Origin of the sequence: Flavobacterium paronense, from assembly GCF_030409795.1 — a bacterium.
Classification (GTDB): domain Bacteria; phylum Bacteroidota; class Bacteroidia; order Flavobacteriales; family Flavobacteriaceae; genus Flavobacterium; species Flavobacterium paronense.
In genome coordinates, this window is the sequence record NZ_JAUFQN010000019.1 from 1,590,863 (window position 1) to 1,613,460 (window position 22,598).

A 22,598-nucleotide genomic window follows, 5' to 3' on the forward strand; every position below is an offset into this window, starting at 1 on the left:
CTACTTAACTCTAAATTATTGCCGTAAAATTATAGCGCTGAGATTTTATACAACTGCGCCTATCATTGCGGTCTGATAGGAGACAATTATCTAAAATCAATTATCAAGCTTCCGAGAGCGGCAACTGTAAACTGTTTTTGTTATCTTAGCAGAGAACAAGCAACAGCACACAACAGCGGTTACCCGCAATGCCGCCCATAGGGCTAGGCACTGCGGGTAGCCGCGGAACGTTGGCAGAAACCCAATCAGAAAATCTCGGTGAAAATTTAAAATGCGATGAATTTGATGAATTTGAATAACGAAAACATAATAATTGAACCAAATAGAAAACACACAAGAAAGGATTTGTTTTTTATGATTTTAATTGGAATTGCATTTTTTGTTTCAGCCGAATTTTTGGCTCCAGTTTTAAGACATAATCTAAGAAATAAAATACCTTTTGCAGATGGTTTCTTTTTTGGAATATCAATAATTTATATTGTTTATGTTTTATCTAGAAAAATTTACCAAAAAATTGAAATAGATTATGAAAATAATAGGTTGAGAATTGAATATATTACTTTATTAAAAAAAGACTGTGAAAATATTATTCCATTTGAAGAATTGGAATATGAATATAAAAAAATTGCTTCAAGGAGTGGTGGAAAATGGACTTTGAGAATATGGAAAAATAATAAGAAAAAATTAAATTTAGAAGAAAGAGATTATGGTTTTGAAAAAGAAAATATAGATTTGTTAGTAGAAAAACTAAAGGAATTAGAATAATGGGCTATCTGCCAACAGCAGTTACACAAGATGCAAGGATTTTGTGGAATTGCCGTTTCGCATTGAACTTTTTACTTAAATAGAAAATATGTAGTCACGAAGCCTTGCACCTCGTGTAGCTGCGGAACGTTGTGCGTCAGTTTCGTTGCGGAAAAACACGGTAAATTTGAACTTAAATTGTAGCAGAAAATTCAGCTCTTGAAGTTTGGTTTTTATTACCAAAAATTCTGAAAATCTTATCGGTAATGGAATAACGTTTCTGAGTTGTGTTCAACTGTATTTTTGTAATTATTCTGGTTGTAACAGAATTCAACAATAACTAGTTTGGAATCGAATAACGTTTCTCGGCTAAGTTCATTTTTGTGTCGGGAAAGTTGGTTGTTAAACCGAACGCACAACAGCTGTTTCTCGCAATTGCGAATTTTTCTAAAATTCATATTTGCGTTCCGCTAGAATTTTTATCTTTAACAGAAAATAATTCGTTCCGAACTTCGCAACTGACGAGAAGCAGCATTCCAAGATCAAATCCAAATTTTTAAGCACAAAATTTACTTATTTCTACATAAGGCGTTCCTCTGTTAACTGTTGCAAATACTCGTGATACGATTTTGTTTCTGATGATGTTTAACACTACCATTTTTGGTTTACCTTCTTCAACTCTTTTCTGGTAATACAATTTGAGTTCTTTATCATGCTGAATGGCGCTGATAGCTGACATTGACAGCAAACTCTTCATTTTTTTATCGCTTATCCCATGAATCTTATGTCGACCGTGAATACTGGTTCCGGATTGGTAAGGATAAGGCACCAAGCCACAATACGCTGAGAACTGTCGTGAGCTTTCAAAGCGGGTGTAATTGTGGGTATGCAGCAACATTTGAACTGCCAGTACCATTCCGACTCCTTTGACTGTTTTGGAGAGTTTATAGTTGTTAATCATGGTTTCATCATTTTTTATCAGCTCATTCATTGCTTTTTCAATAGCTGTTATCTGGTTGTTTAATTGAACCATGTTTTCTTTTAAGATAACTATTGAAACATCATTTACTTCATCACTAACCAAATCCTGCATGCCTTTGTAAAGGTTCTTGCTTGCGGTGAGTTGTTTGACTAATTGTTCGCGCAAACTCATCATTCTCTGCAGTTCGATTAGCTTCTTCGCCGGTGGTGTTGAAGGAACTAATTCATCTCTTCTAAGCCAGGCATAGTTGGCTATTTCCCAAGCATCTGCCTTGTCGCTCTTGCCGCGTCTTAGTCCCATAGAACGTTTGATTTCTATAGCATTCACACAGCAATAAGCATACTTGTTTTCGTAAAGAAAATAACTCAACAACAAACAATACCAACCCGTGTGTTCAAAGCAAAATAAAGTCTCGTCTAGATTCACTTTTTGTTTTTTACACCAGCTAATAAGTTGTTTAAAGCCTTTACTGTCATTACTAAATTGCTGATGCACTTTGGTGGTTTTAAGGTAAACATCTAAAGTTAATTTTGATACATCAATGCCAATGGTTTCTTTTACTTTTTTCATACATTTGTTTTTAAGATTATTAAAATAACTTGCTGTGCTATCGCCTTTAAAGGGCCTCAAAACCCATCATTCCAACTAGTACTAGCAAGAGCCTAAAGGGGAAACGGGACTGATGCCGCTAACAGGTCACGACCCTACGAAACGTTTTAGTTCACCCGTTTCCTTTTAGGTTAAATTAATCAATATTTTATTAATGCAAACTAAAGGCGGGACGTTGTGCGTCAGTTTCGTTGCGGAAAAACACGGTAAATTTGAACTTAAATTGTAGCAGAAAATTCAGCTCTTGAAGTTTGGTTTTTATTACCAAAAATTCTGAAAATCTTATCGGTAATGGAATAACGTTTCTGAGTTGTGTTCAACTGTATTTTTGTAATTATTCTGGTTGTAACAGAATTCAACAATAACTAGTTTGGAATCGAATAACGTTTCTCGGCTAAGTTCATTTTTGTGTCGGGAAAGTTGGTTGTTAAACCGAACGCACAACAGCTGTTTCTCGCAATTGCGAATTTTTCTAAAATTCATATTTGCGTTCCGCTAGAATTTTTATCTTTAACAGAAAATAATTCGTTCCGAACTTCGCAACTGACGAGAAGCAGCGGGACGTTATGCAACATTTTAGAAAATCTGCTTATGAGAAAAATATCAATTCTATTTCTACTGTTTATTTCTATTAGAACATTATCTCAAAATAATAATGTTGACCTTTCGAACTTCAAGTTATGTGAACTGACAATTGATGACTTAGAAATGTTAGATTCAGAATTAAAGCAAGTCAAACTCGAAGAAATGGATTTATGTTCAGATGGCTTTGTTCAGGATGGCAGATTTGAAAACAGAATTGGATATGAGAGTAAGCTATTTCCTGGTGTAATTTTCCAAAAATACGATTCTCGTGACAATGCAATTGCAAAAATCCATCTAACAAGAGAGTTTAAAGGATATCTACCAGATGGAAATTATATTGAAGTAAAAACTTTAAAGGCTTCTGACATTTTAAAAAAATATGATTCTTTGGATTCTTGGACTTCAAGAAACTGTTCAGATTACTGGGGAATTAAAAAAGATGACAAACTTAATTTTTATGTTAGAATCGATAAAAACAGAAATCCAAGGTATCCCGTTGACCAGAAATATTATTCTGAACAACTTATACAAGGAATAGATATTATTTCTGATTGCTATTCATATTATGAAAAGGAAAAGGAAAAGCCTAAACCACTTTACGTCGTAGAAGGAAAAGAAGTGAATGAACAATTCATAACAGATTTAAAGCCTGAAGATGTAGATTCTATTATTGTGTTGAAAGAGAAAAGTGCCATTGAAAAATATGGTGAAAAAGGAAAGAATGGCGTGATTGAAATAAAACTCAAGAAAAAATAAAAACGTTGCATAACAGCGGTTTCGCGCAATTGCTGGTTTTTATTTTTACGTGTTCACGAAGAACTTTTATCTTTAACAGAAAATAATCCGTTCGCTGGCATCGCAACTGTCGCGAAGCCGCGGAACGTTGTGCGTCAGTTTCGTTGCGGAAAAAACTCGGTAAATTTGAACTTAAACTGTAACAGGAAATTGAGCTCTTGAAGTTTAGTTTTTATTGCTAAAAATTCTGAAAATCTTATCGGTAATGGAATAACGTTTCTGAGTTGTGTTCAACTGTATTTTTGTAATTATTCTGGTTGTAAAAGAATTCAACAATAACTAGTTTGGAATCTAATAACGTTTCTCGGCTAAGTTCATTTTTGTGTCGGGAAAGTTGGTTGTTAAACCGAACGCACAACAGCTGTTTCTCGCAATTGCGAATTTTTCTAAAATTCACATTTGCGTTCCGCTAGAATTTTTATCTTTAACAGAAAATAATTCGTTCCGAACTTCGCAACTGACGAGAAGCAGCATTCCAAGATCAAATCCAAATTTTTAAGCACAAAATTTACTTATTTCTACATAAGGCGTTCCTCTGTTAACTGTTGCAAATACTCGTGATACGATTTTGTTTCTGATGATGTTTAACACTACCATTTTTGGTTTACCTTCTTCAACTCTTTTCTGGTAATACAATTTGAGTTCTTTATCATGCTGAATGGCGCTGATAGCTGACATTGACAGCAAACTCTTCATTTTTTTATCGCTTATCCCATGAATCTTATGTCGACCGTGAATACTGGTTCCGGATTGGTAAGGATAAGGCACCAAGCCACAATACGCTGAGAACTGTCGTGAGCTTTCAAAGCGGGTGTAATTGTGGGTATGCAGCAACATTTGAACTGCCAGTACCATTCCGACTCCTTTGACTGTTTTGGAGAGTTTATAGTTGTTAATCATGGTTTCATCATTTTTTATCAGCTCATTCATTGCTTTTTCAATAGCTGTTATCTGGTTGTTTAATTGAACCATGTTTTCTTTTAAGATAACTATTGAAACATCATTTACTTCATCACTAACCAAATCCTGCATGCCTTTGTAAAGGTTCTTGCTTGCGGTGAGTTGTTTGACTAATTGTTCGCGCAAACTCATCATTCTCTGCAGTTCGATTAGCTTCTTCGCCGGTGGTGTTGAAGGAACTAATTCATCTCTTCTAAGCCAGGCATAGTTGGCTATTTCCCAAGCATCTGCCTTGTCGCTCTTGCCGCGTCTTAGTCCCATAGAACGTTTGATTTCTATAGCATTCACACAGCAATAAGCATACTTGTTTTCGTAAAGAAAATAACTCAACAACAAACAATACCAACCCGTGTGTTCAAAGCAAAATAAAGTCTCGTCTAGATTCACTTTTTGTTTTTTACACCAGCTAATAAGTTGTTTAAAACCTTTACTGTCATTACTAAATTGCTGATGCACTTTGGTGGTTTTAAGGTAAACATCTAAAGTTAATTTTGATACATCAATGCCAATGGTTTCTTTTACTTTTTTCATACATTTGTTTTTAAGATTATTAAAATAACTTGCTGTGCTATCGCCTTTAAAGGGCCTCAAAACCCATCATTCCAACTAGTACTAGCAAGAGCCTAAAGGGGAAACGGGACTGATGCCGCTAACAGGTCACGACCCTACGAAACGTTTTAGTTCACCCGTTTCCTTTTAGGTTAAATTAATCAATATTTTATTAATGCAAACTAAAGGCGGAACGTTATGTGTAACCTTATGAGACCGATACTAACTATAGTACTTTTTCTAAAACTTGGACTTGTTCTTGGACAACCAGTTAATTATTTTGTCCCCCCTGAAATACTAAAAGTAGGGAAGACAATGTCTAGCTTTGTCCCAAATGGCTGGACAATTGTTGACTCAACTAAAGGTGATTTGAATGGTGACCATAACTTGGATATTGCATTCGTTATTGAAAGCAAAGACAGCCTTATAACCTATTCTTTTAGTGAGTTTGAAGGTGAACAGAGAGTTAATAGAATGTATACAGAAAAGTACCCGAGAAGCATTTTAATTATTGCCTTTAGTAACTCCACAAAAGATAGTTTGAATTTGATTGAGCAAAGTAATTCAATGATACATGCGAGAATAGGACTAAATACAAAAATTGAAATAGAAAATAATCTCTTAAAAATTGAATACAATTCGTCTAGTTCAGCTTATAATCATTCAAGCAATTCAAACTACTATTTCAGTTATCAAAATAAACAGTTTTTATTAAACAAGTTTGACAGTTTTAGGCAGGATTATGAATGGACAGAGAATTGTATTATTGACTTTATCAGTAAGATATTTGTATTAACAAAGGGAAAGGTAAATGCAGGGAAACCTGCCACTGTATGGAAAAACATTGACGATATTGAGCCAAAAACAATGACAGAGTTTAAAGAGCCAGGTTATTGGTACATAGCAGAAGGTATTATGATATGAAAAGAAAGGCTACACATAACAGCGGTTTTGCGCCATAGCTGGCTTGTCTTTCTTGGAAAATACGCTGAACATCAAAATTTCTTATTACATTTATCCTTAACTTGCCGCAACAGACGCAAAGCCGCGGAACGTTATAGGTGATTTTTCCAAAATTTCTAAGAAACTATTTGCTTGATTACCAAAATTTGGTAACTTTACCAAAAATGAAGAAATCATGGGAAGAAACACATCAATATCATTGGGCAATCATTTCGAGAGTTTTATAGAAACAACTGTTTCGAAAGGACGTTTCAGTAACGCAAGCGAAGTTGTACGTGCTGGGCTAAGACTTTTGGAAGAAGAAGAAAGCCGTATAATTGTTTTAAGAAATGCAATACGTGAAGGAATCGAAAGTGGACGAGCAGTTGACTTTGATCCTAAAAAGCATTTGGAAACTCTTAAGGCTAGAAAAAAGTAATGGCAAAGTTTTATTTAAGCAACAAAGCTGTTGAAGATTTAAATGACATTTGGGATTATACAGTAAAGACTTGGTCTGAAAATCAAGCCGTTATTTATTATTCATTACTTATGGATTCGTGTCAGGAGTTGGCAAATAAACCAAACCAAGGTAAATTTTATGATGTCGTGGAAAAAAATGTGTTAGGATTTAAAACCGGTGAGCATATTATTTTCTATCAAATTGTTTCTTTGAAAGAAATTGAAGTTGTTAGAATTCTACATGGAATGATGGCTATTAAAAACCACCTATAACAGCGGTTTTGCGCAAGCGGCAAATTCTACAAGCTTCACTCCTATCTTTCTAAAATATTTTATCTTTGATAGAAACAAAAACGTTCTAAAAGTCGCCTGACGCAAAGGCGGAACGTTAGTGGCAACCAAAAAATTTACCGGAAAATTTGCATTCAATACCAACAATTGGTATATTTGAACAAATTTAGAAATTATGGCAAAAAACACATCTATTTTACTTGGCGATTATTTTGATAGCTTTATAAATAGTCAAGTAAAAACCGGAAAATTTTCTTCTGCTAGCGAAGTTGTTCGAGCAGCGTTAAGAATGTTTGAAAACGAAGAAAAGAAGAAAAAAGAACTAATTAAAGAATTAATTAAAGGGGAAAAATCAGGTTTTGTTAAAGATTTTGATCGCAATTCATTTTTAAATAATCTTCATGAAAAATATTCTAAATAATGGAATATGTTTTAAGTAAAAGCGCTAATGAAGATTTAGAGAATATATGGTTATACACATTTGAAAATTGGTCAGTTGAGCAAGCAGACAGATATTTTAATCTATTAATTGATGAAATTGAATATTTATGTTTGAAACCATTTTCAGGTTTTGATTTTGGAAAAATCAGAAAAGGATATTTTCGCTCAAAAGTAAAATCACATTTTATCTTTTACAAAATTAAAAGTGATGAAATTGAAATTATTAGAGTCTTGCATGAGATGATGGACATAGAAAACCAACTCTAATAACAACATCGGCAGCCGCTAACAGCGGTTTGTAGCAACTGCAAAAATTTGTAAGTAAGTTATTTTATTTATATTTACTTTAAAAACAACTATATGCAGTACTTACGTTTACTATTATTGCTACTTACAATTGTGTTTTCTTTATCCAACATGCAAGCACAGAATGAGCGTTTGGTTGACAGTCTTACCCGTGAATTGAAAAAGGCCAAAGACCCTGAAGCTAAATTCAAACTGTATCAAAAATTGTCTCCTTTGGTAGAAACCATGGACAAATACAAGAGCAGCATATTGCTAAACGCTGAGCTAAGCAACAATGCAGACCTCCAGTTGCGCACCTATCGCTTTATGAGTCAGTTATTAGGTCCAGACTCTGGTCAGTTGTACTTAGACAAAATGTTTGCCTTGGCCAAAGAGAAAAAAAATGAGGAATATCAGGGATGGTATTATTTATTCAGCGGTGGCCTACAATATTATTTAAAAGGTAATTCAACTAAAGCCTTAGAGCTAATAAGAGAAGCCAATACTATTGCAGTTGAAAACCAACTTGATTCACTTGCTTTCGAGGCAAGCAGGATGATAGGTTACTTACACAATACTAAAGGCGAAAGATTGTTGGAATACAAATCATACATGCATCAACTTTCTTTGGCAGAAAAAATAAAGGATGGCCGGATCGCTTTAGGCACCTACTGGCAAATGTTTTGGTTTTACAACACTTTGAAACAGTATCCAAAAGCAAAGGAATATGCCTTACATATATTGGAAACAGGAAAGAAGAAAAACTGGCCTGACTGGATTGAAGGTGGTTACCACCTATTGACACATTATTATACCAATGTGGGTGAGTTTGAGACTGCAAAATATTATTACAATGAAACCAATAAGCTTCGGAAAAAAAATCACAATCCTATAACTGAGGATAATGACCTACTGGACATTTACAGTAATGCCAAAGACTATTTAAAAATGCTGCGCCTCTTACAAAAGGATGACATTAAAAAAAATTACTTCAAAAAGGATGATATCAGTAATGGCTATTACTATTACGGGCAACTGGCCACCTGTTATACAAAACTAGGTAAAAAGGATTCGGCAATTTATTCTTTACAAAAAATGAAAGCAGCCATAGGGAAAGACCAAATCAACAAATGGATGTATTATGATTTTCTGGGAAATTATTATAAGCTTGTCAATAATGCCGATAGTGCTGCCGTTTACTATGGTAAAGCAGATTCTAATGAAGGATTTCAAAATAATATTGAGGCACGCATTGAACGTTATGCCAATCTTGACACGCTCTTTTCGAATAAGGGTGATTATCAGAAAGCCTATCATTATAAAACGCTTTGGATGCAATACAAAGACAGTGCAGCTGTATTGTCTAAAGATGGTGACTTAGTGGTATTGGAGATTGAAAATGAAAACCAACGGCAGGAAGCAGAAACAAGAGCAAGCCACAATATTCAATATATGGGTATAACAGCTGGGATAGCTTCTGTATTTATCTTATTGGTGTTGCTGGGAGTATTTAGTTCCAGTACTACTATCATCAGAGGTTTGAGCTTTTTTGCTTTTATCTTCTTTTTTGAATTTCTGATTCTACTGTTCGACACTGCAATACACGATTTGACGCATGGTGAACCCTGGAAAATACTTTCTATTAAAATTATTTTGATTGCCATACTCTTGCCTTTTCATCATTACGTAGAGCATAAAGTGGTAAATCATCTGCTACAGCGCAAGAAAATTAGATTTTTGAATTGGAAAAAAGAAAAACCGCAGCCAGGTAAAGCTGGTGAAAATAGCGCTGACGATTTAGTTGATTAATACAGAGACCTGCATGATAACACAAATAAATTACTGCAACTCATCCAATCCCAACAATAACAACTGTGCTGTAGCTTCATTTGTGGCTAAAGGAACATTATGCACATCGCAAATCCGAATTAGCATACTGATATCCGGTTCGTGCGCATGACTTGAGTTGGGGTCTTTGAAGAACAAGACCATTTTAGTTTTTCCTTCGGCCACACGGGCCGCAATTTGAGCATCTCCACCTTGCGGACCCGATAGCATTTTCTTTACTTTAAATCCAACGGCTTCTGCCCTTCCTCCTGTTGTTCCTGTTGCTATGAGTTTGATATGCTCCTTGAAAAGAATTTCTTTGTTCTTGTTTAAAAACTGAACCATGTCAGCTTTTTTACCGTCGTGGGCAATGATGGCTATTTCCATATGTAATTTCGAGTTTGCAATGCAATCTCATGTTTAAGTTATTTAACCGCAAAGTACGCAAAGTTATTTGCAAAGTAAAAAAGAAAAGGCCTGCTTTTTCAGCAGACCTTAATGAGATTCTTCCTTTGTCAGAATGACATTATAAAGTTATTTATTCATATTGTGGTACGCAATTAAACCATCAATTGGTCTTCTTAGTACGTTACCTACTTTTATATCGTATTTATTTAATGTTTCCACTAATTCGTCTTTTAGATAAAATGCAATAGAGCCTACGAAATGAACCAAAACATCGTGACAATTTTCGTATTGCAGAATATAATTTTCGGCGAAATCTTTCATTTCAGCTTGAATTATTTTCTTGCAGAAAGGCGTGTCTTTATGTTTAATTAAAAACTTGGCAAAGGTAGCTAAGTAAGCATTTGGGTTAGGTTCTTTATATAAATTATGCTTGATATAATCAGGGTCAACATTGTATTCTTCTTGAAATTCTTTGGCTAATTCTTTTGGCATTTTATTAAAGTAATACCCTCTTAACAAATGTCTTCCAAACCGATTTCCAGAGCAATCATCCATGGCTATATAACCTAGAGACTGTACTTTTTGGTGTAAAATTTTCCCATCAAAATAACTACAGTTTGAACCTGTTCCTAAAATACAAACAATAGCTTGTTCCTCTTTTGGAGTGGTAGCATACACTGCTGCATAGGTATCTTCATGAACTGAAACTTTAGCTTTGGCAAAATATTCTTGGAAAACTTCAGTCAAAAAATTCTTCATTCTGTCTGTCCCACAACCAGCTCCATAAAAATAAAGAGCTGAGGCTTTATCTTTATTATGTGAAATATCAAATTTATCCTCTAAACGGCTGATTATTTCTTCTTTATCTAAAACTTCCGGATTTAAACCCAGCGTTTGTGTAGTGAAAAGTACTTTTCCGTAATCATTAATGGCAATCCAATCGGCTTTGGTAGAGCCACTATCAACTAATAATTTCATAATTAATTAGGAATTACGAATTAGGAATTAGCAATTTGAACTAAACTCAAATTATAAAACTTAATTCTTTATTGTATTTTTTTGGTTTTGGTTAGAGATAAAAAAATCCCATCATCGACAAAGATAATGGGATTTTTTGAAAATATTATAGTCCAGCTATGTGAACTGATAAATCAATTAATTTACTTGAATAACCATATTCATTATCATACCAAGAAACTAATTTAAAGAAAGTTGAATTTAAGCCAATTCCAGCTTTAGCATCAATAATTGAAGTACGTGAATCTGAAACGAAATCTTGAGAAACAACATCATCTTCAGTATACCCTAAAATTCCTTTTAATTCGTTTTCAGAAGCTTTTTTCAACACTGCCATGATTTCTTCATAAGAGGTTTCTTTAGCTACTTTTACAGTTAAATCAACTACAGAAACGTCAACAGTAGGGACACGGAAAGACATTCCTGTTAATTTACCGTTCAATGCCGGAATCACTTTTCCAACCGCTTTTGCAGCACCTGTTGATGATGGAATTATATTTACGCTTGCAGCACGTCCGCCTCTCCAGTCTTTTCTAGATGGCCCGTCAGCTGTCATTTGTGTGGATGTTGTAGCGTGAACGGTTGTCATTAGAGCTTCAACAATTCCGAAATTATCATTGATTACTTTGGCCAATGGTGCTAAACAATTTGTGGTACACGATGCGTTTGATACCACTGTATCTGTTGCCTTAGCTTCAAGGTGATTTACACCCATAACAAACATTGGAGCATCTGCCGATGGTGCAGAGATAACTACTTTTTTGGCTCCACCTTCAATATGCGCTTTAGCCGTTTCGATTGTAGTAAAGAAACCTGTACATTCTGCTACTATATCTACATCAACATCCTTGTCGTCCCACTTAATAAGTTTTGGGTCTCTTTCTGCCGTCACACGGATGAATTTATCATTTACAAATAATTTTCCGTCTTTTACTTCTACTTTACCTGCAAAACGACCGTGAACTGAATCGTATTTTAATAGATAAGCCAAATGATCTACATCTAATAAATCGTTGATAGCTACTACTTCTACATTGTCTCTGTTAAAGGTTTCTCTGAAAACAATTCTTCCAATTCTTCCGAAACCGTTAATTCCTAATTTTACTTTTGACATTTTTTCTTTTTATTGTTAATTTGGTTATTTGTTGATTTGGTTATTTGTTTGGTATCGAATTAACGAATAACCAAATAACCGAATCCCCTATTTTAAGTTGACATTATATCAGAAACTCTCAATAATTCCTGATCTATTTCTGAGTGACCTTTGATAGCGTTTTCTAAAGGTGTTAGTGTTACTTTATCATTTAAGATTCCGACCATATAATTGGATTTTCCTTCTAATAATGATTCAACTGCTTTTACACCAAGACGTGAAGCTAGAACTCTATCATAACAAGATGGTGCACCTCCACGTTGCATATGTCCCAAAACAGACACACGAATATCGTATTCTGGTAGATTTTCTTCGATGTAGTCTTTGAGTTCGAAGACGCTTTTTCCTATTTTGTCCCCTTCGGCAATAACAACAATACTTGATGATTTTCCTGCTGCTTTACTTTTTCGTAACGATTCTAAAAGACGTTCCAAACCTAAATCTTGTTCCGGGATTAAAATTTCCTCTGCTCCTGCTCCGATTCCGGCATTAAGCGCAATATGACCTGCATCTCTTCCCATAACTTCGACTAGAAAAAGTCGGTTGTGTGAACTGGCCGTATCTCTAATTTTATCTATACAATCAACAACAGTATTTAATGCGGTGTCGAACCCTAAGGTGTGACTGGTTCCAAAAATATCGTTATCAATAGTTCCCGGAATCCCCATAACCGGGTATCCAAATTCATTGTTGAAAATTTCAGCACCTGTAAATGAACCGTCACCTCCAATAACAACTAAAGCTTCAATGCCGGCATTTACTAAATTTTGATGTGCTTTTTGTCTGCCTTCAACAGTCATAAATTCTTTTGACCGTGCCGACTTTAAAATTGTTCCTCCTTTGTTGACGATATTGTTAACGCTTCTGGGACCCATTTCTTTAAAATCACCTTCAATCATTCCTTGATATCCTCTGTAAATACCTGCACATTCTATGTTGTGAAAAGCACAAGTTCTAACCACAGAACGAATTGCGGCATTCATTCCGGGTGAATCACCACCAGAAGTAAGAACACCTATTTTTTTTATGGTTTTTGACATTTATTCTGTATTAAAATGTAAAATTAGCAAACCAGAACCATTGTTCTACCCCTATTTTTGTTATCTTGATAATATAGGTTAAATTCAATCGTTTTCGTTGATAAGTTTTTAAGTTATTATTATTTTGGTTCAATTTGAATGTTAATCGTCTGTCGGAATTGCTTCTTGATTTGGTTTTATATCTGGTTGTTTTTTATCTTTTTTGCCTTTGATTTGGATGCCATCCGGAGCGATATCTGAATCGTGTTCTTGATTAGTAGTAGTACTTGCTCTTTCTATTTTGGCATTTTTAAAAATCTTGTTTACCAATTCTTTGAGGTTATCAAAATCAACCTCATAGGATATTCCTAATCCTTGCGTATAACCAATTCCCTGACCAATGTAGGTTATGTCATTTTCCTTATTAAATACTCGTAGATTGAGGGTACCATCTTTATTTACTCTATACTGAATTTCAAGGTCTCCAACTATCGCCGTTTCAGTAATTCCTCCTACTGGTACGCCGACTTTTCCGTTAACTGTAATTCTATCATTTATTTTAGAGGAAACGGTAACTCCAAATCTTCCGTCTGTTTGCTGAGTTGGTGTTCTATCTGCTGTTATGTAATCAATTCCCAATTGCAGTTTATCATCACTTCCTGAAAATATGTCATTAAAAAGACTACTCGCTTTTTGAAACAAATTATTAGATAATTGATTTTGATTAACGCCATCCTGACTTAAAAAACTTCCTGTTGATAGTAAATACAATGCTTGTGTTTGCCTTGCATCTTTATCATCTAATTTATATTGAATTTCAGATTTCAACGAACTTCCGACATTAGGGAAATTAATATTAAAATCGGGTTCCGGATTCGTTAAATTTCCTTTGACCCCAATAACAACTTCAACATCAACTTTTTTATTAAACGATGGATTATCAATTAAAACGGCAGGATTTGCCGTGGTTTTATAAACTGCTTCAAGACTCAAAACAGCTGCCAGCGGATCTCCTGTCCAAATGATAGAGCCTCCTTTTTTAACATCAAATTTTTTATCGATTAAGCCTCCGTATTTAAAATTGTAGGAACCGGAAACAACAGAAAAGTCTCCAAACATTTCAAATTTCCCTAAAGTATTAATTCTAAAAAGTAGCGTTCCGTTTCCTTTGCCTTTCATTCCGTGACCACTTTCCCTGTTTAAAATTACTTCAATATTGGCAATCTCGGTTATGGCAAAATCAAATTCTAACTCTAGTCCGTTGTAGTTTTTATTTTGAATTGTTTTATCTTTTTGGCTTTTTCTTTTTTCTTCCGGAGTTCTGAAATGGATGTATTTGCTGTCTTCAACTGCCTGAGCATCATTTATCGGAATCTTGATATCAGTTCCTTTAGCCGATTCAGCATCTACTTTTATCATCAAATTACCCGTTGGTCCTTTTATAGTTGCCGAACCATTCATAAAAGCATTTCCGTAATAGGCAGCGTCTTCCTGATCAACTGTATTTAAGGCTAACAGTCGTTTGGCATAAATAGACAAATCTAACTGCCAATCGCCAAATTGTTTGTGTTTTATAAAACCATTGATACTTCCTTTGGTATTAAATTTAGTATCGGTAATATTCGTTTCTCTGATTATAAATTTGTTTTCGGTAACGTCAACAACTGAATTGTTATCAAATACATAATCGGTGTTGAGATACGGAATAGTTAGGCCGGCCTCATTGATAAAAAGCCTCCCATTATAATCTAATTGATTAATATCGCCGTCAATTCTGGCATTTCCGGAGGCAAAACCTCTTATATTGGTAATCACATCGCCACCTATTTTTCCTAAAACTCCTAAGTTAAATTTGTCAAAATTCAAATCAATATCTAATAATGTCTTGTCGTCTACAATTTGAATATCACCATTGGCACTAAAAGCTTCAACATTTTGATTTTCCAGATTGGAATTCAAATGAAATTTACGCAATGTTTCATCACCCTGAATATCCAAATTCATTTTACCAAGTACAATATCATTGACTTTTAGACTGTCAATCCGTAATGTTGAAGTAGGCTGAAAAATGGTATTACTTTGTTTGAAATTAATCTTTCCATTCAGATTTCCATCGAACTTAAACTTCTCGACATCGGGTGTGACTTTATTCAAATTGACATTGTCAAATGAGAGTTGCAAATCCTTATTCTGCTTGCCATTCAGTATACCAATAAAATTAATGCTCTCTTTTCCGTGTGAAAGAATTAAATTATTGAAAGAGAAATTACTAAGCTTTTTATCAAAGACAATCTTATTGTTTTCCGGATTCTCTTTTTCATTTAAAAACCATAAATAATCCTTAAATTGAAGTTCCGATTTATTAAAGCCAACGACATTTTTATTTTCCTTATTGATGGTGTGATAAAAATTTAAATTGTAAAAGTCGTTGCCTTTTTTTCCGCCTTTAAATTCAGTTCTGAAATGTAAGGTGTCATTAGAAAAAGTATTAATCATACTAAAATCCCTGATTTTATAATGCTTAGTTTTTATAGAATCTAATTGAACATATGCACTATACAATGGGTTTCTGTTGTCAATTTGAAGTGAAATATTATCAAAGGTGTTCTCATAAGCTACAATTTTTGGAGAACTAAAATCTAATTTAAAATTTTTAGTGTCTGAACTTATATTTCCTTTTAGTTTTGTGTTTTGGGCAAGAGAAATATCAGGATTAAATATTTCAATGAGTTTACTATTTAAATCAAAATCAAATTTCAAATATTGATTTGGCAATACTTTATTAGGTTTGTAATTGGAATAAAAACTTCCCAAAGAATTCTCCACCATTTTCTGCAATTGATTGAATTTATATTTTCCAACCACAGAACCTTCAATAGCATCAGCAGAACTGATTATTATAGCTCTTTCACCACTGGCATCAAAGCTTGAATTAGCATTAAGAGAATCAATAAAATAGACATCCTTTTTATTTTGATACGAGGCATTCGTAAGTAAAAAATTTCCCTTGAGATTATCAAACGAATTCCCGGTCGCTTTTACCACTATATCGCCTTTGAATACGGAAATTGAATCTTTAATAAAGTTCAGTTTTACCAAATTGGCATAATCAATTTTGGTGTGGAAATCATAAATATTTTCTTTTTTAGACAAGTCCAAAACCCCATTGAAATCCATAAACAAATTAGGGTCGTTTACATAGAACTTCCCTTTAAATATTGGCTGTTTAAAACTTCCGTCTACAATGATTTTGGTGTAATTATAACCATTATATTTCAATTGAAAAACATCACCGGCAAAAGAGGTATTAATGTATTTTTGAGTAAACCCTTTCCCATCAACATCTATATTCATACTTACCTTACCTATGGTTTTGTCGTTAATCATAGCACCAACATCAAAATTGTCTAATATGATATTTCCATTGTATTTAGCATTATCAATGTTATTCATGTCAGACATGTGCAAATCAGATTCGATGATACCTAATGCGGTGTTCATCACAAAGTTGGTATTGATATATTTCTGAGTGACTTCGGCTGTTCCTGTATAATAAAATTGCCCTAGTTTTTGTATTGATGTTGGGAGTTTTTTACCTAAAATATTGGGCAATAACTTTGTCAAATCATTATAATTGGATGATATTTTATTAAAATCACCTTTCATATAAAAGGAACCCGGAGCACGTGGAAACATGTTTTTGAAATTGACATCGCCTTTGATAATCGAATTTTTTTGGTCACGCAAATACAGTTGCGTTGCATAAAAATTATTAAGTGTTCCTTTGATTTTAGTATTCAGATAGAACTTTTCATTTTTATCCAATTCTATATAAAAATGGCGGATATCATTGGTGGATAAAGTAGCGCTATCAACCGCCACATCAAATTTAACTTTATTATTAAAGTCGCTAAAATCGTGATTGTCTTTATTGTATTTTAGAGTAACTGTCCCTTTAAGGTAAGATTCAGTCGTTCTGACTGCCAGGTTTTCTAACTTGATGTTTTTCTTGGTATAGGTAAAATCAGCAATCAAATTATCTACCGTAACTCCACGATGGTCGTGAAAAGTCATAGAAGCAATGTTTGTAGTAACATTTGGACCTTTGATCATGAAATCTTTCAAATGAGCATCGAGTTTGGTAAAGTCAACATCTTTTGGTTTCGCTCGATTTTCATCAATCATCACAAACCTACTTCTTGTTAGATAAATATTTTTTGAAGTCATCAAAAACTTGCCACTAGCTTTTTTACCGTCGTCAAATGCTGCAATAAACTTATCTAAACTAGTTTCTTTTTCTCCTTTGTAATTCTTTATCTGAAGATAAAAATCATCTAATCTTAAATCTCCAAAAAGCAACTTACCATCAACTAATTTTTTAAAATCTAAAATGCTTGTTTTTATACGACTAGCATAAATTAAAGTGTCGTTATGATGATCTAAAATCAAAACCTTTTTGAGTTTCACTCCGCCAAAAAATGTAATAGCTACTTGGTCTACGTTAATGTTGGTTTTATATTCTTTGTTGAGTTTGTCAGTGGCATAATGTGCGATTTTAGTTTGCACAAATGGAAGGGAAAGTGCTATACTAACTAGCAATAAAAGTAAAAGAAGCCCAATAATTGTCCGAAAAAGTACTTTTCGAAGTTTCTTAAAACCAGTATTTGTCTTATTTTTTTCCAATTATTATTTTGACTTGGGAAAGAAAATTACCTTTGTAAAAATCTTTATATTTGATTTTCTAGACGGATTGTCAAATATAAATCAAAAATTGCGCCTTTTATGCATACCGAAGAAGTTTTTATACTGGCTATCGAAAGTTCATGCGATGATACTGCAGCTGCAGTTTTAAAGAATGACAAAGTACTTTCAAATATCGTGGCCAGACAAAGTATTCATGAAGAATATGGTGGTGTTGTTCCGGAATTGGCTTCGAGAGCACATCAACAGAATATAGTTCCAGTAATTGACGTCGCTTTGAAGAAAGCTAATGTGACTAAAAATCAGTTGTCAGCTGTTGCTTTTACTCAAGGTCCAGGGTTGATGGGTTCCCTTTTAGTTGGTGCTTCTTTTGCAAAATCATTGGCTATGGCTTTAGACATTCCATTGATTGCTGTGAATCACATGCACGCTCATATTTTGGCACATTTTATTGATGAAGAAGGATTTTATAAACCTACATTTCCGTTTTTAGCATTAACCATTTCGGGCGGGCATACACAAATTGTGAAGGTCAATAGCTTTTTCGATATGGAAATTATTGGTGAAACTACCGACGATGCTGTTGGTGAAGCATTTGATAAAACTGCAAAAATATTAGGTTTTCCTTATCCGGGTGGCCCATTGATTGACCAATTTGCAAAAGAGGGCAATCCGAAAAAGTATGCTTTTACCAAACCTAAAGTTCCAAATTTAGATTTTAGTTTTTCCGGATTGAAAACGCAGATTCTGTATTTTGTTCAGAAAAATGTATTGGAAAATCCAAACTTTATCGAAGAAAACAAAGCTGACATCTGTGCTTCAGTGCAACATACCATCATTGAAATTCTGATGGACAAATTGAAACTTGCTGTTGCCGAAACAGGAATTAATCAAATTGCTATTGGTGGTGGAGTTTCAGCAAATTCCGGAATCCGACAAACTTTGAAAGAGGCTGAAAATAAATACGGTTGGAAGACCTTTGTACCAAAATTTGAATATACTACAGATAACGCTGCAATGATTGGAATCGTGGGTTATCAGAAATATTTACACGATAAATTTTCGGATGCTAATGTGGTTTCTAAAGCACGAATAGAATTTTAAAAAGTATGCAACTATTCTACAATCCAAACATAAACGAAACCCAAACTTCCTTTGTTTTTGACAAAGATGAAAGCAAGCATATAGTTAAAGTGCTGCGTAAAAAAGAAAGCGATATTTTACACGTTACAAATGGTTTAGGTTTTTTATTTACAACTGAAATCACTATCGCTTCGGACACTAAATGCACAGTGAAAATTATTTCTTTTGAAAAGCAGGAAACACCAAAGTTTCATTTGCATTTAGCTGTTGCCCCAACCAAAATGAACGAACGTTATGAATGGTTTTTGGAAAAAGCTACTGAAATAGGAATACAGGAAATCACACCAATTATTTGCGATCATTCTGAAAGGAAAATCATTAAAACCGATAGATTTCAGAAAATTCTGGAAAGTGCGATGAAGCAATCTTTGCATTATTATTTGCCAAAATTAAATGAACCTACTGCTTTCAATGATTTTATCAAAACCAAAAAACAAGGTCAATTATTCATTGCACATTGTGAAGAAACCAAAAAAAAATCATTAAAGAATGAATTAAAAGCCAATGAAGATATCACAATTTTAATTGGTCCAGAAGGGGATTTTTCTGTTAAAGAAATCCAACAAGCTATTGACAATAAATTTATTCCTGTATCTTTGGGAGCCACGCGTCTACGGACAGAAACTGCGGCAATAGTAGCTTGTCATAGTGTGATTTTTTATAATGAATAACAAAATGATTAAAAAATTTATTTTAATTCTCTTTTTGATCCTAAATACAGCATTGGCAGTTGGACAAAAGCAAACCTTGTTTTTGGATAAAAATTATACTGAAACTTTGACTAAATCGAAGGTTGAAAAAAAACCAATTGTAATCCTTTTTTATGCCACTTGGTGTGTGCATTGCAACAAAATGAAGAATGAGGTTTTTACAGATAGTATTGTAACCCAATTTTACAGAACAAATTTTATTCTAATGGCTGTTGATGCGACATCAAGCTATGGACAAGAATTAAGAACCAAATTTCAAAATAAATTTAAGGTTTCAAGTTTTCCAACATTTGTCTTTATGGATAGTGATGAAAGTTTATTGTATTGCATCACTGGAGAGTTAACTAAAGATGCTTTTCTTTCAGAAGGAAAGGATGTTTTATTACCTGAAAACCAATTGCCAAATATTTTAAAAACATATAATGAAGATCCTTCAAATCAGGATAAATGCTTAAAATATATAACCACAATACGGAAAGCCGGGATGGATGCTACACCAATTGCTCAGAAATATTTTAGCACCAAAACCCAAGAAGAGAGATTTACCGAACTCAATTGGCGAATTTTTTCAAACGGCATCAATAATTTTGACACGGATGAATTCAAATTTGTGGTAAAAAACAAAGACAGCTTTTCTAAAGTGGCATCGCCATCAAGAGTTGATAAAAAAATATCTTATACCATTTCTGAAACATTAAAACCATTAGTAGAACTTGGTGACACGATAAATTATAATAAAAAACGCCTTATTGCTAAATCATTTCAAATTCGGAAAATAGATTCTTTGCTTTATCGCTTTGATATACAGCTTGCATTACAAACTGGAAATTTGAAAAAATATAAAATAATAACAACGGAAAATGTGCAAAATTTCTCTTGGAATGACGCAGTTTTGCTCTATGATATTTGCAATACTTACTTGGAAACCATAAACGATAAAAAAGGATTATTACAAGCTTTAGAATGGAGTAAACATCTGATTTCATTGGGAGAATCAATAGACAAATATGTGCTAACAACCAAATTATCTTTGAAAGTAAAAGACCATAAACAAGCACTTCTATTTGCACAAAAAGGAAAATTACTAGCTGATAGTTTAGGCTTTAAAAACGACGAAATTAATTCCCTCTTAGCCGAAGCCAAAAGACATTAATCCATGAAAAAATATATATTCTTATTGCTGTTTTTTTCAACCCTTTCTTACTCACAAGAAATTGCCTTGCTCAAATATAGTGGCGGTGGCGATTGGTATGCCAATCCAACATCCTTACACAATTTGATAAAATATGCCAACCAAACAATCAACACCAATATAAAATCAAAACCAGCTACCGTAGAACCTGGAAGCACTGAAATCTTCTCCTACCCTTTTGTACACATGACTGGTCATGGTAATGTGGTTTTTAGCGATGCCGAAATAATCAACTTGAGAAACTATTTGCTGTCTGGCGGATTTCTTCATGCCGATGATAATTATGGCATGGACGAATATATTCGCAGAGAAATAAAACGCATTTTTCCTAACAATGATTTAGTAGAAGTTCCGGCTAATCATCCTATTTTTCAAAAACCAAATCTTTTTTCCAGTGGATTACCAAAAATCCATGAACATGACGGCAAACGTCCTCAAGCTTTTGGAATTTTTGTTGACAACCGATTGGTTTTACTTTACACCTTTGAATGCGATTTAGGTGATGGCTGGGAAGATGAAGAAGTGCACAATGACCCAAAGGATGTTCGTGAAAAAGCTTTAAAAATGGGCGCTAATATTTTGAACTATATTTTTAACAATTAAATCATGTAGTTTATTTCATCCTTTTTTTATTGAAATTATTATGGAATTTTAGAAAAAGGTGTTGTTTGTCGATTTGTTGAAAACTAACGTGAATTTCTTAACAACCTGATAAAATTTTTCATAAAATTGTAACAATTAATTAACCAAAACAAAAAAAATGAAAAAAATCTGTTTATCAATGGCTACTATGCTTGTTTTATTTTCTTGTCAAAAAGAAGACGATACAACCAACACTCCTAAAGCATCCAGAAGAATTTGTGCTTCTCAAGAAGTACTTGAAAGACAACTAAATGAAAATCCAGAGTTGGCAGTTAAAATGGCACAAATTGAATCATTTACTGAAAATGCAGTATTAAGCAATCGTTTAGTAAATGGGAAAATTGAAATACCTGTAGTAGTGAATGTATTATATAGAACTACTGCTGAAAACATTTCTTTGGCACTAATACAATCACAAATAGATGTACTAAACAAAGATTTTAATGCATTAAACTCTGATTACAATAGCGTTCCTGCTTTATTTTCTGGGGTTAAAGCAAATGTTGGAATCTCATTTGTATTAGACCAAGTAATCAGAAAAGCAACTACCAAAACTTCATGGGGCACAAATGATGCTATGAAAAAAACTAGTAAAGGTGGACTTGCTCCAACATCTCCAACAACTAAACTAAACCTTTGGTCTTGTACTATTGGTGGTGGAATTTTAGGTTACGCTCAGTTTCCTGGTGGCGCATCTGCTACTGATGGAGTAGTTATTGACCCATTGTATTTTGGTGTAACAAGTAATTCAAGTTCAAGTTACCCATACAACCTTGGTAGAACAGCCACTCACGAAGTTGGTCACTGGTTAAATCTTCGTCATATTTGGGGCGATGCAACTTGTGGAAATGATTTAGTTTCTGATACACCATCTCACAATGCTGCCAACTACGGCGTTCCAACATATCCTCATTACAGCACTTGTACAGGAACTCCTGTTGAAATGACTATGAACTATATGGATTATACTGATGATAGAGGAATGTACATGTTCTCTGCAGGTCAAAAAGCGAGAATAAATGCAATATTTGTTACTGGTGGAGCTAGAGTTTCTTTTGCACAACCATAATACTAAATTTAAAATTTTTAAACTCGTCTCGTTGATCATAACGAGACGAGTTTTTTTTTACTTTTAGTGAAATTT

General features: G+C 33.8%; 20 protein-coding genes. 13 read left to right on the forward strand and 7 right to left on the reverse strand.

The window, feature by feature from the left end:
* The first annotated feature begins 285 nt into the window (after nucleotides 1-285).
* Nucleotides 286-765, forward strand: a complete 480-nt coding sequence (locus tag QWY90_RS08295; RefSeq protein WP_290285403.1) for a hypothetical protein — start codon at nucleotides 286-288, stop codon at nucleotides 763-765.
* Nucleotides 766-1,300: 535 nt separating this feature from the next.
* On the opposite strand, the gene QWY90_RS08300 is transcribed toward QWY90_RS08295, so the two are convergent.
* Nucleotides 1,301-2,296 carry an IS110 family RNA-guided transposase gene (locus tag QWY90_RS08300; RefSeq protein ID WP_290284411.1) on the reverse strand — a complete coding sequence of 332 codons (996 nt, stop codon included), beginning with the start codon at nucleotides 2,294-2,296 and terminating at the stop codon, nucleotides 1,301-1,303.
* Nucleotides 2,297-2,926: 630 nt separating this feature from the next.
* Here QWY90_RS08300 and QWY90_RS08305 point away from each other — a divergent pair.
* Entirely contained in the window at nucleotides 2,927-3,676 is a 750-nt protein-coding gene (locus QWY90_RS08305; protein ID WP_290285404.1) for a hypothetical protein, read from the forward strand.
* Between the two features lie 534 nt (nucleotides 3,677-4,210).
* On the opposite strand, the gene QWY90_RS08310 is transcribed toward QWY90_RS08305, so the two are convergent.
* A complete protein-coding gene (locus QWY90_RS08310) occupies nucleotides 4,211-5,206 on the reverse strand; it encodes an IS110 family RNA-guided transposase (protein ID WP_290284411.1) in 996 nt (331 codons plus the stop codon).
* A 228-nt stretch (nucleotides 5,207-5,434) separates the two neighbouring features.
* Here QWY90_RS08310 and QWY90_RS08315 point away from each other — a divergent pair, with 228 nt between their 5' ends.
* The 6 genes from QWY90_RS08315 (at nucleotide 5,435) to QWY90_RS08340 (ending at nucleotide 9,451) form a co-directional block, all read left to right on the forward strand.
* Nucleotides 5,435-6,148, forward strand: a complete 714-nt coding sequence (locus tag QWY90_RS08315; protein WP_290285405.1) for a hypothetical protein — start codon at nucleotides 5,435-5,437, stop codon at nucleotides 6,146-6,148.
* A gap of 214 nt (nucleotides 6,149-6,362) precedes the next feature.
* Nucleotides 6,363-6,605 (forward strand): type II toxin-antitoxin system ParD family antitoxin, encoded by a 243-nt coding sequence (locus QWY90_RS08320; protein ID WP_290285406.1) that lies wholly within the window; start codon nucleotides 6,363-6,365, stop codon nucleotides 6,603-6,605.
* Nucleotides 6,605-6,898: a type II toxin-antitoxin system RelE/ParE family toxin gene (locus QWY90_RS08325; RefSeq protein WP_290285408.1), complete on the forward strand. Its 294-nt coding sequence runs from the start codon at nucleotides 6,605-6,607 to the stop codon at nucleotides 6,896-6,898. The genes QWY90_RS08320 and QWY90_RS08325 overlap by 1 nt, the downstream gene beginning before the upstream one ends.
* 193 nt (nucleotides 6,899-7,091) lie before the next feature.
* The gene (locus QWY90_RS08330; protein ID WP_290285409.1) at nucleotides 7,092-7,337 is read left to right on the forward strand and encodes a type II toxin-antitoxin system ParD family antitoxin; all 246 of its coding nucleotides are present in this window, start codon (nucleotides 7,092-7,094) and stop codon (nucleotides 7,335-7,337) included.
* The gene (locus QWY90_RS08335; RefSeq protein ID WP_290285410.1) at nucleotides 7,337-7,624 is read left to right on the forward strand and encodes a type II toxin-antitoxin system RelE/ParE family toxin; all 288 of its coding nucleotides are present in this window, start codon (nucleotides 7,337-7,339) and stop codon (nucleotides 7,622-7,624) included. The genes QWY90_RS08330 and QWY90_RS08335 overlap by 1 nt, the downstream gene beginning before the upstream one ends.
* Nucleotides 7,625-7,717: 93 nt before the next feature.
* A complete protein-coding gene (locus QWY90_RS08340) occupies nucleotides 7,718-9,451 on the forward strand; it encodes a tetratricopeptide repeat protein (protein WP_290285411.1) in 1,734 nt (577 codons plus the stop codon).
* 30 nt (nucleotides 9,452-9,481) lie between these two features.
* Here QWY90_RS08340 and QWY90_RS08345 read toward each other — a convergent pair whose 3' ends face one another.
* The 5 genes from QWY90_RS08345 to QWY90_RS08365 form a co-directional block, all read right to left on the reverse strand.
* A complete protein-coding gene (locus QWY90_RS08345; protein WP_290285412.1) occupies nucleotides 9,482-9,856 on the reverse strand; it encodes a methylglyoxal synthase in 375 nt (124 codons plus the stop codon).
* 147 nt (nucleotides 9,857-10,003) lie between these two features.
* Nucleotides 10,004-10,855, reverse strand: a complete 852-nt coding sequence (locus tag QWY90_RS08350; protein WP_290285413.1) for a BadF/BadG/BcrA/BcrD ATPase family protein — start codon at nucleotides 10,853-10,855, stop codon at nucleotides 10,004-10,006.
* A 145-nt stretch (nucleotides 10,856-11,000) separates the two neighbouring features.
* Nucleotides 11,001-12,008 (reverse strand): type I glyceraldehyde-3-phosphate dehydrogenase, encoded by a 1,008-nt coding sequence (gene gap, locus QWY90_RS08355; RefSeq protein WP_290285414.1) that lies wholly within the window; start codon nucleotides 12,006-12,008, stop codon nucleotides 11,001-11,003.
* Nucleotides 12,009-12,100: 92 nt separating this feature from the next.
* Entirely contained in the window at nucleotides 12,101-13,087 is a 987-nt protein-coding gene (gene pfkA, locus QWY90_RS08360) for a 6-phosphofructokinase (protein ID WP_290285415.1), read from the reverse strand.
* 141 nt (nucleotides 13,088-13,228) lie between these two features.
* Entirely contained in the window at nucleotides 13,229-17,632 is a 4,404-nt protein-coding gene (locus QWY90_RS08365) for a translocation/assembly module TamB domain-containing protein (protein WP_290285416.1), read from the reverse strand.
* 216 nt (nucleotides 17,633-17,848) lie between these two features.
* On the opposite strand from QWY90_RS08365, the gene tsaD reads away from it, so the two are divergent.
* From tsaD to QWY90_RS08390, 5 genes are all read left to right on the forward strand, one after another.
* Nucleotides 17,849-18,871 (forward strand): tRNA (adenosine(37)-N6)-threonylcarbamoyltransferase complex transferase subunit TsaD, encoded by a 1,023-nt coding sequence (tsaD, locus tag QWY90_RS08370; RefSeq protein WP_290285417.1) that lies wholly within the window; start codon nucleotides 17,849-17,851, stop codon nucleotides 18,869-18,871.
* A gap of 5 nt (nucleotides 18,872-18,876) precedes the next feature.
* The gene (locus QWY90_RS08375) at nucleotides 18,877-19,581 is read left to right on the forward strand and encodes a 16S rRNA (uracil(1498)-N(3))-methyltransferase (protein WP_290285418.1); all 705 of its coding nucleotides are present in this window, start codon (nucleotides 18,877-18,879) and stop codon (nucleotides 19,579-19,581) included.
* 4 nt (nucleotides 19,582-19,585) lie between these two features.
* Entirely contained in the window at nucleotides 19,586-20,773 is a 1,188-nt protein-coding gene (locus QWY90_RS08380; protein WP_290285419.1) for a thioredoxin family protein, read from the forward strand.
* Between the two features lie 3 nt (nucleotides 20,774-20,776).
* Complete coding sequence (locus QWY90_RS08385; RefSeq protein WP_290285420.1) at nucleotides 20,777-21,415, forward strand: DUF4159 domain-containing protein; 639 nt, start codon at nucleotides 20,777-20,779, stop codon at nucleotides 21,413-21,415.
* 157 nt (nucleotides 21,416-21,572) lie between these two features.
* Nucleotides 21,573-22,523, forward strand: a complete 951-nt coding sequence (locus QWY90_RS08390; protein ID WP_290285421.1) for a zinc metalloprotease — start codon at nucleotides 21,573-21,575, stop codon at nucleotides 22,521-22,523.
* The last annotated feature ends 75 nt before the right edge of the window (nucleotides 22,524-22,598 follow it).

What these genes read in the sequence shown, in the direction of transcription:
- QWY90_RS08340 (WP_290285411.1), top strand. Translation starts at nt 7,718, where the DNA reads ATGCAGTACTTACGTTTACTATTATTGCTACTTACAATTGTGTTTTCT.
- QWY90_RS08390 (WP_290285421.1), top strand. Translation starts at nt 21,573, where the DNA reads ATGAAAAAAATCTGTTTATCAATGGCTACTATGCTTGTTTTATTTTCT.
- QWY90_RS08330 (WP_290285409.1), top strand. Translation starts at nt 7,092, where the DNA reads ATGGCAAAAAACACATCTATTTTACTTGGCGATTATTTTGATAGCTTT.
- QWY90_RS08310 (WP_290284411.1), bottom strand. Translation starts at nt 5,206, where the DNA reads ATGAAAAAAGTAAAAGAAACCATTGGCATTGATGTATCAAAATTAACT.
- pfkA (WP_290285415.1), bottom strand. Translation starts at nt 13,087, where the DNA reads ATGTCAAAAACCATAAAAAAAATAGGTGTTCTTACTTCTGGTGGTGAT.
- QWY90_RS08375 (WP_290285418.1), top strand. Translation starts at nt 18,877, where the DNA reads ATGCAACTATTCTACAATCCAAACATAAACGAAACCCAAACTTCCTTT.
- QWY90_RS08380 (WP_290285419.1), top strand. Translation starts at nt 19,586, where the DNA reads ATGATTAAAAAATTTATTTTAATTCTCTTTTTGATCCTAAATACAGCA.
- QWY90_RS08350 (WP_290285413.1), bottom strand. Translation starts at nt 10,855, where the DNA reads ATGAAATTATTAGTTGATAGTGGCTCTACCAAAGCCGATTGGATTGCC.
- QWY90_RS08295 (WP_290285403.1), top strand. Translation starts at nt 286, where the DNA reads ATGAATTTGAATAACGAAAACATAATAATTGAACCAAATAGAAAACAC.
- QWY90_RS08385 (WP_290285420.1), top strand. Translation starts at nt 20,777, where the DNA reads ATGAAAAAATATATATTCTTATTGCTGTTTTTTTCAACCCTTTCTTAC.
- QWY90_RS08325 (WP_290285408.1), top strand. Translation starts at nt 6,605, where the DNA reads ATGGCAAAGTTTTATTTAAGCAACAAAGCTGTTGAAGATTTAAATGAC.
- QWY90_RS08335 (WP_290285410.1), top strand. Translation starts at nt 7,337, where the DNA reads ATGGAATATGTTTTAAGTAAAAGCGCTAATGAAGATTTAGAGAATATA.
- QWY90_RS08300 (WP_290284411.1), bottom strand. Translation starts at nt 2,296, where the DNA reads ATGAAAAAAGTAAAAGAAACCATTGGCATTGATGTATCAAAATTAACT.
- QWY90_RS08345 (WP_290285412.1), bottom strand. Translation starts at nt 9,856, where the DNA reads ATGGAAATAGCCATCATTGCCCACGACGGTAAAAAAGCTGACATGGTT.
- gap (WP_290285414.1), bottom strand. Translation starts at nt 12,008, where the DNA reads ATGTCAAAAGTAAAATTAGGAATTAACGGTTTCGGAAGAATTGGAAGA.
- tsaD (WP_290285417.1), top strand. Translation starts at nt 17,849, where the DNA reads ATGCATACCGAAGAAGTTTTTATACTGGCTATCGAAAGTTCATGCGAT.
- QWY90_RS08305 (WP_290285404.1), top strand. Translation starts at nt 2,927, where the DNA reads ATGAGAAAAATATCAATTCTATTTCTACTGTTTATTTCTATTAGAACA.
- QWY90_RS08315 (WP_290285405.1), top strand. Translation starts at nt 5,435, where the DNA reads ATGAGACCGATACTAACTATAGTACTTTTTCTAAAACTTGGACTTGTT.
- QWY90_RS08320 (WP_290285406.1), top strand. Translation starts at nt 6,363, where the DNA reads ATGGGAAGAAACACATCAATATCATTGGGCAATCATTTCGAGAGTTTT.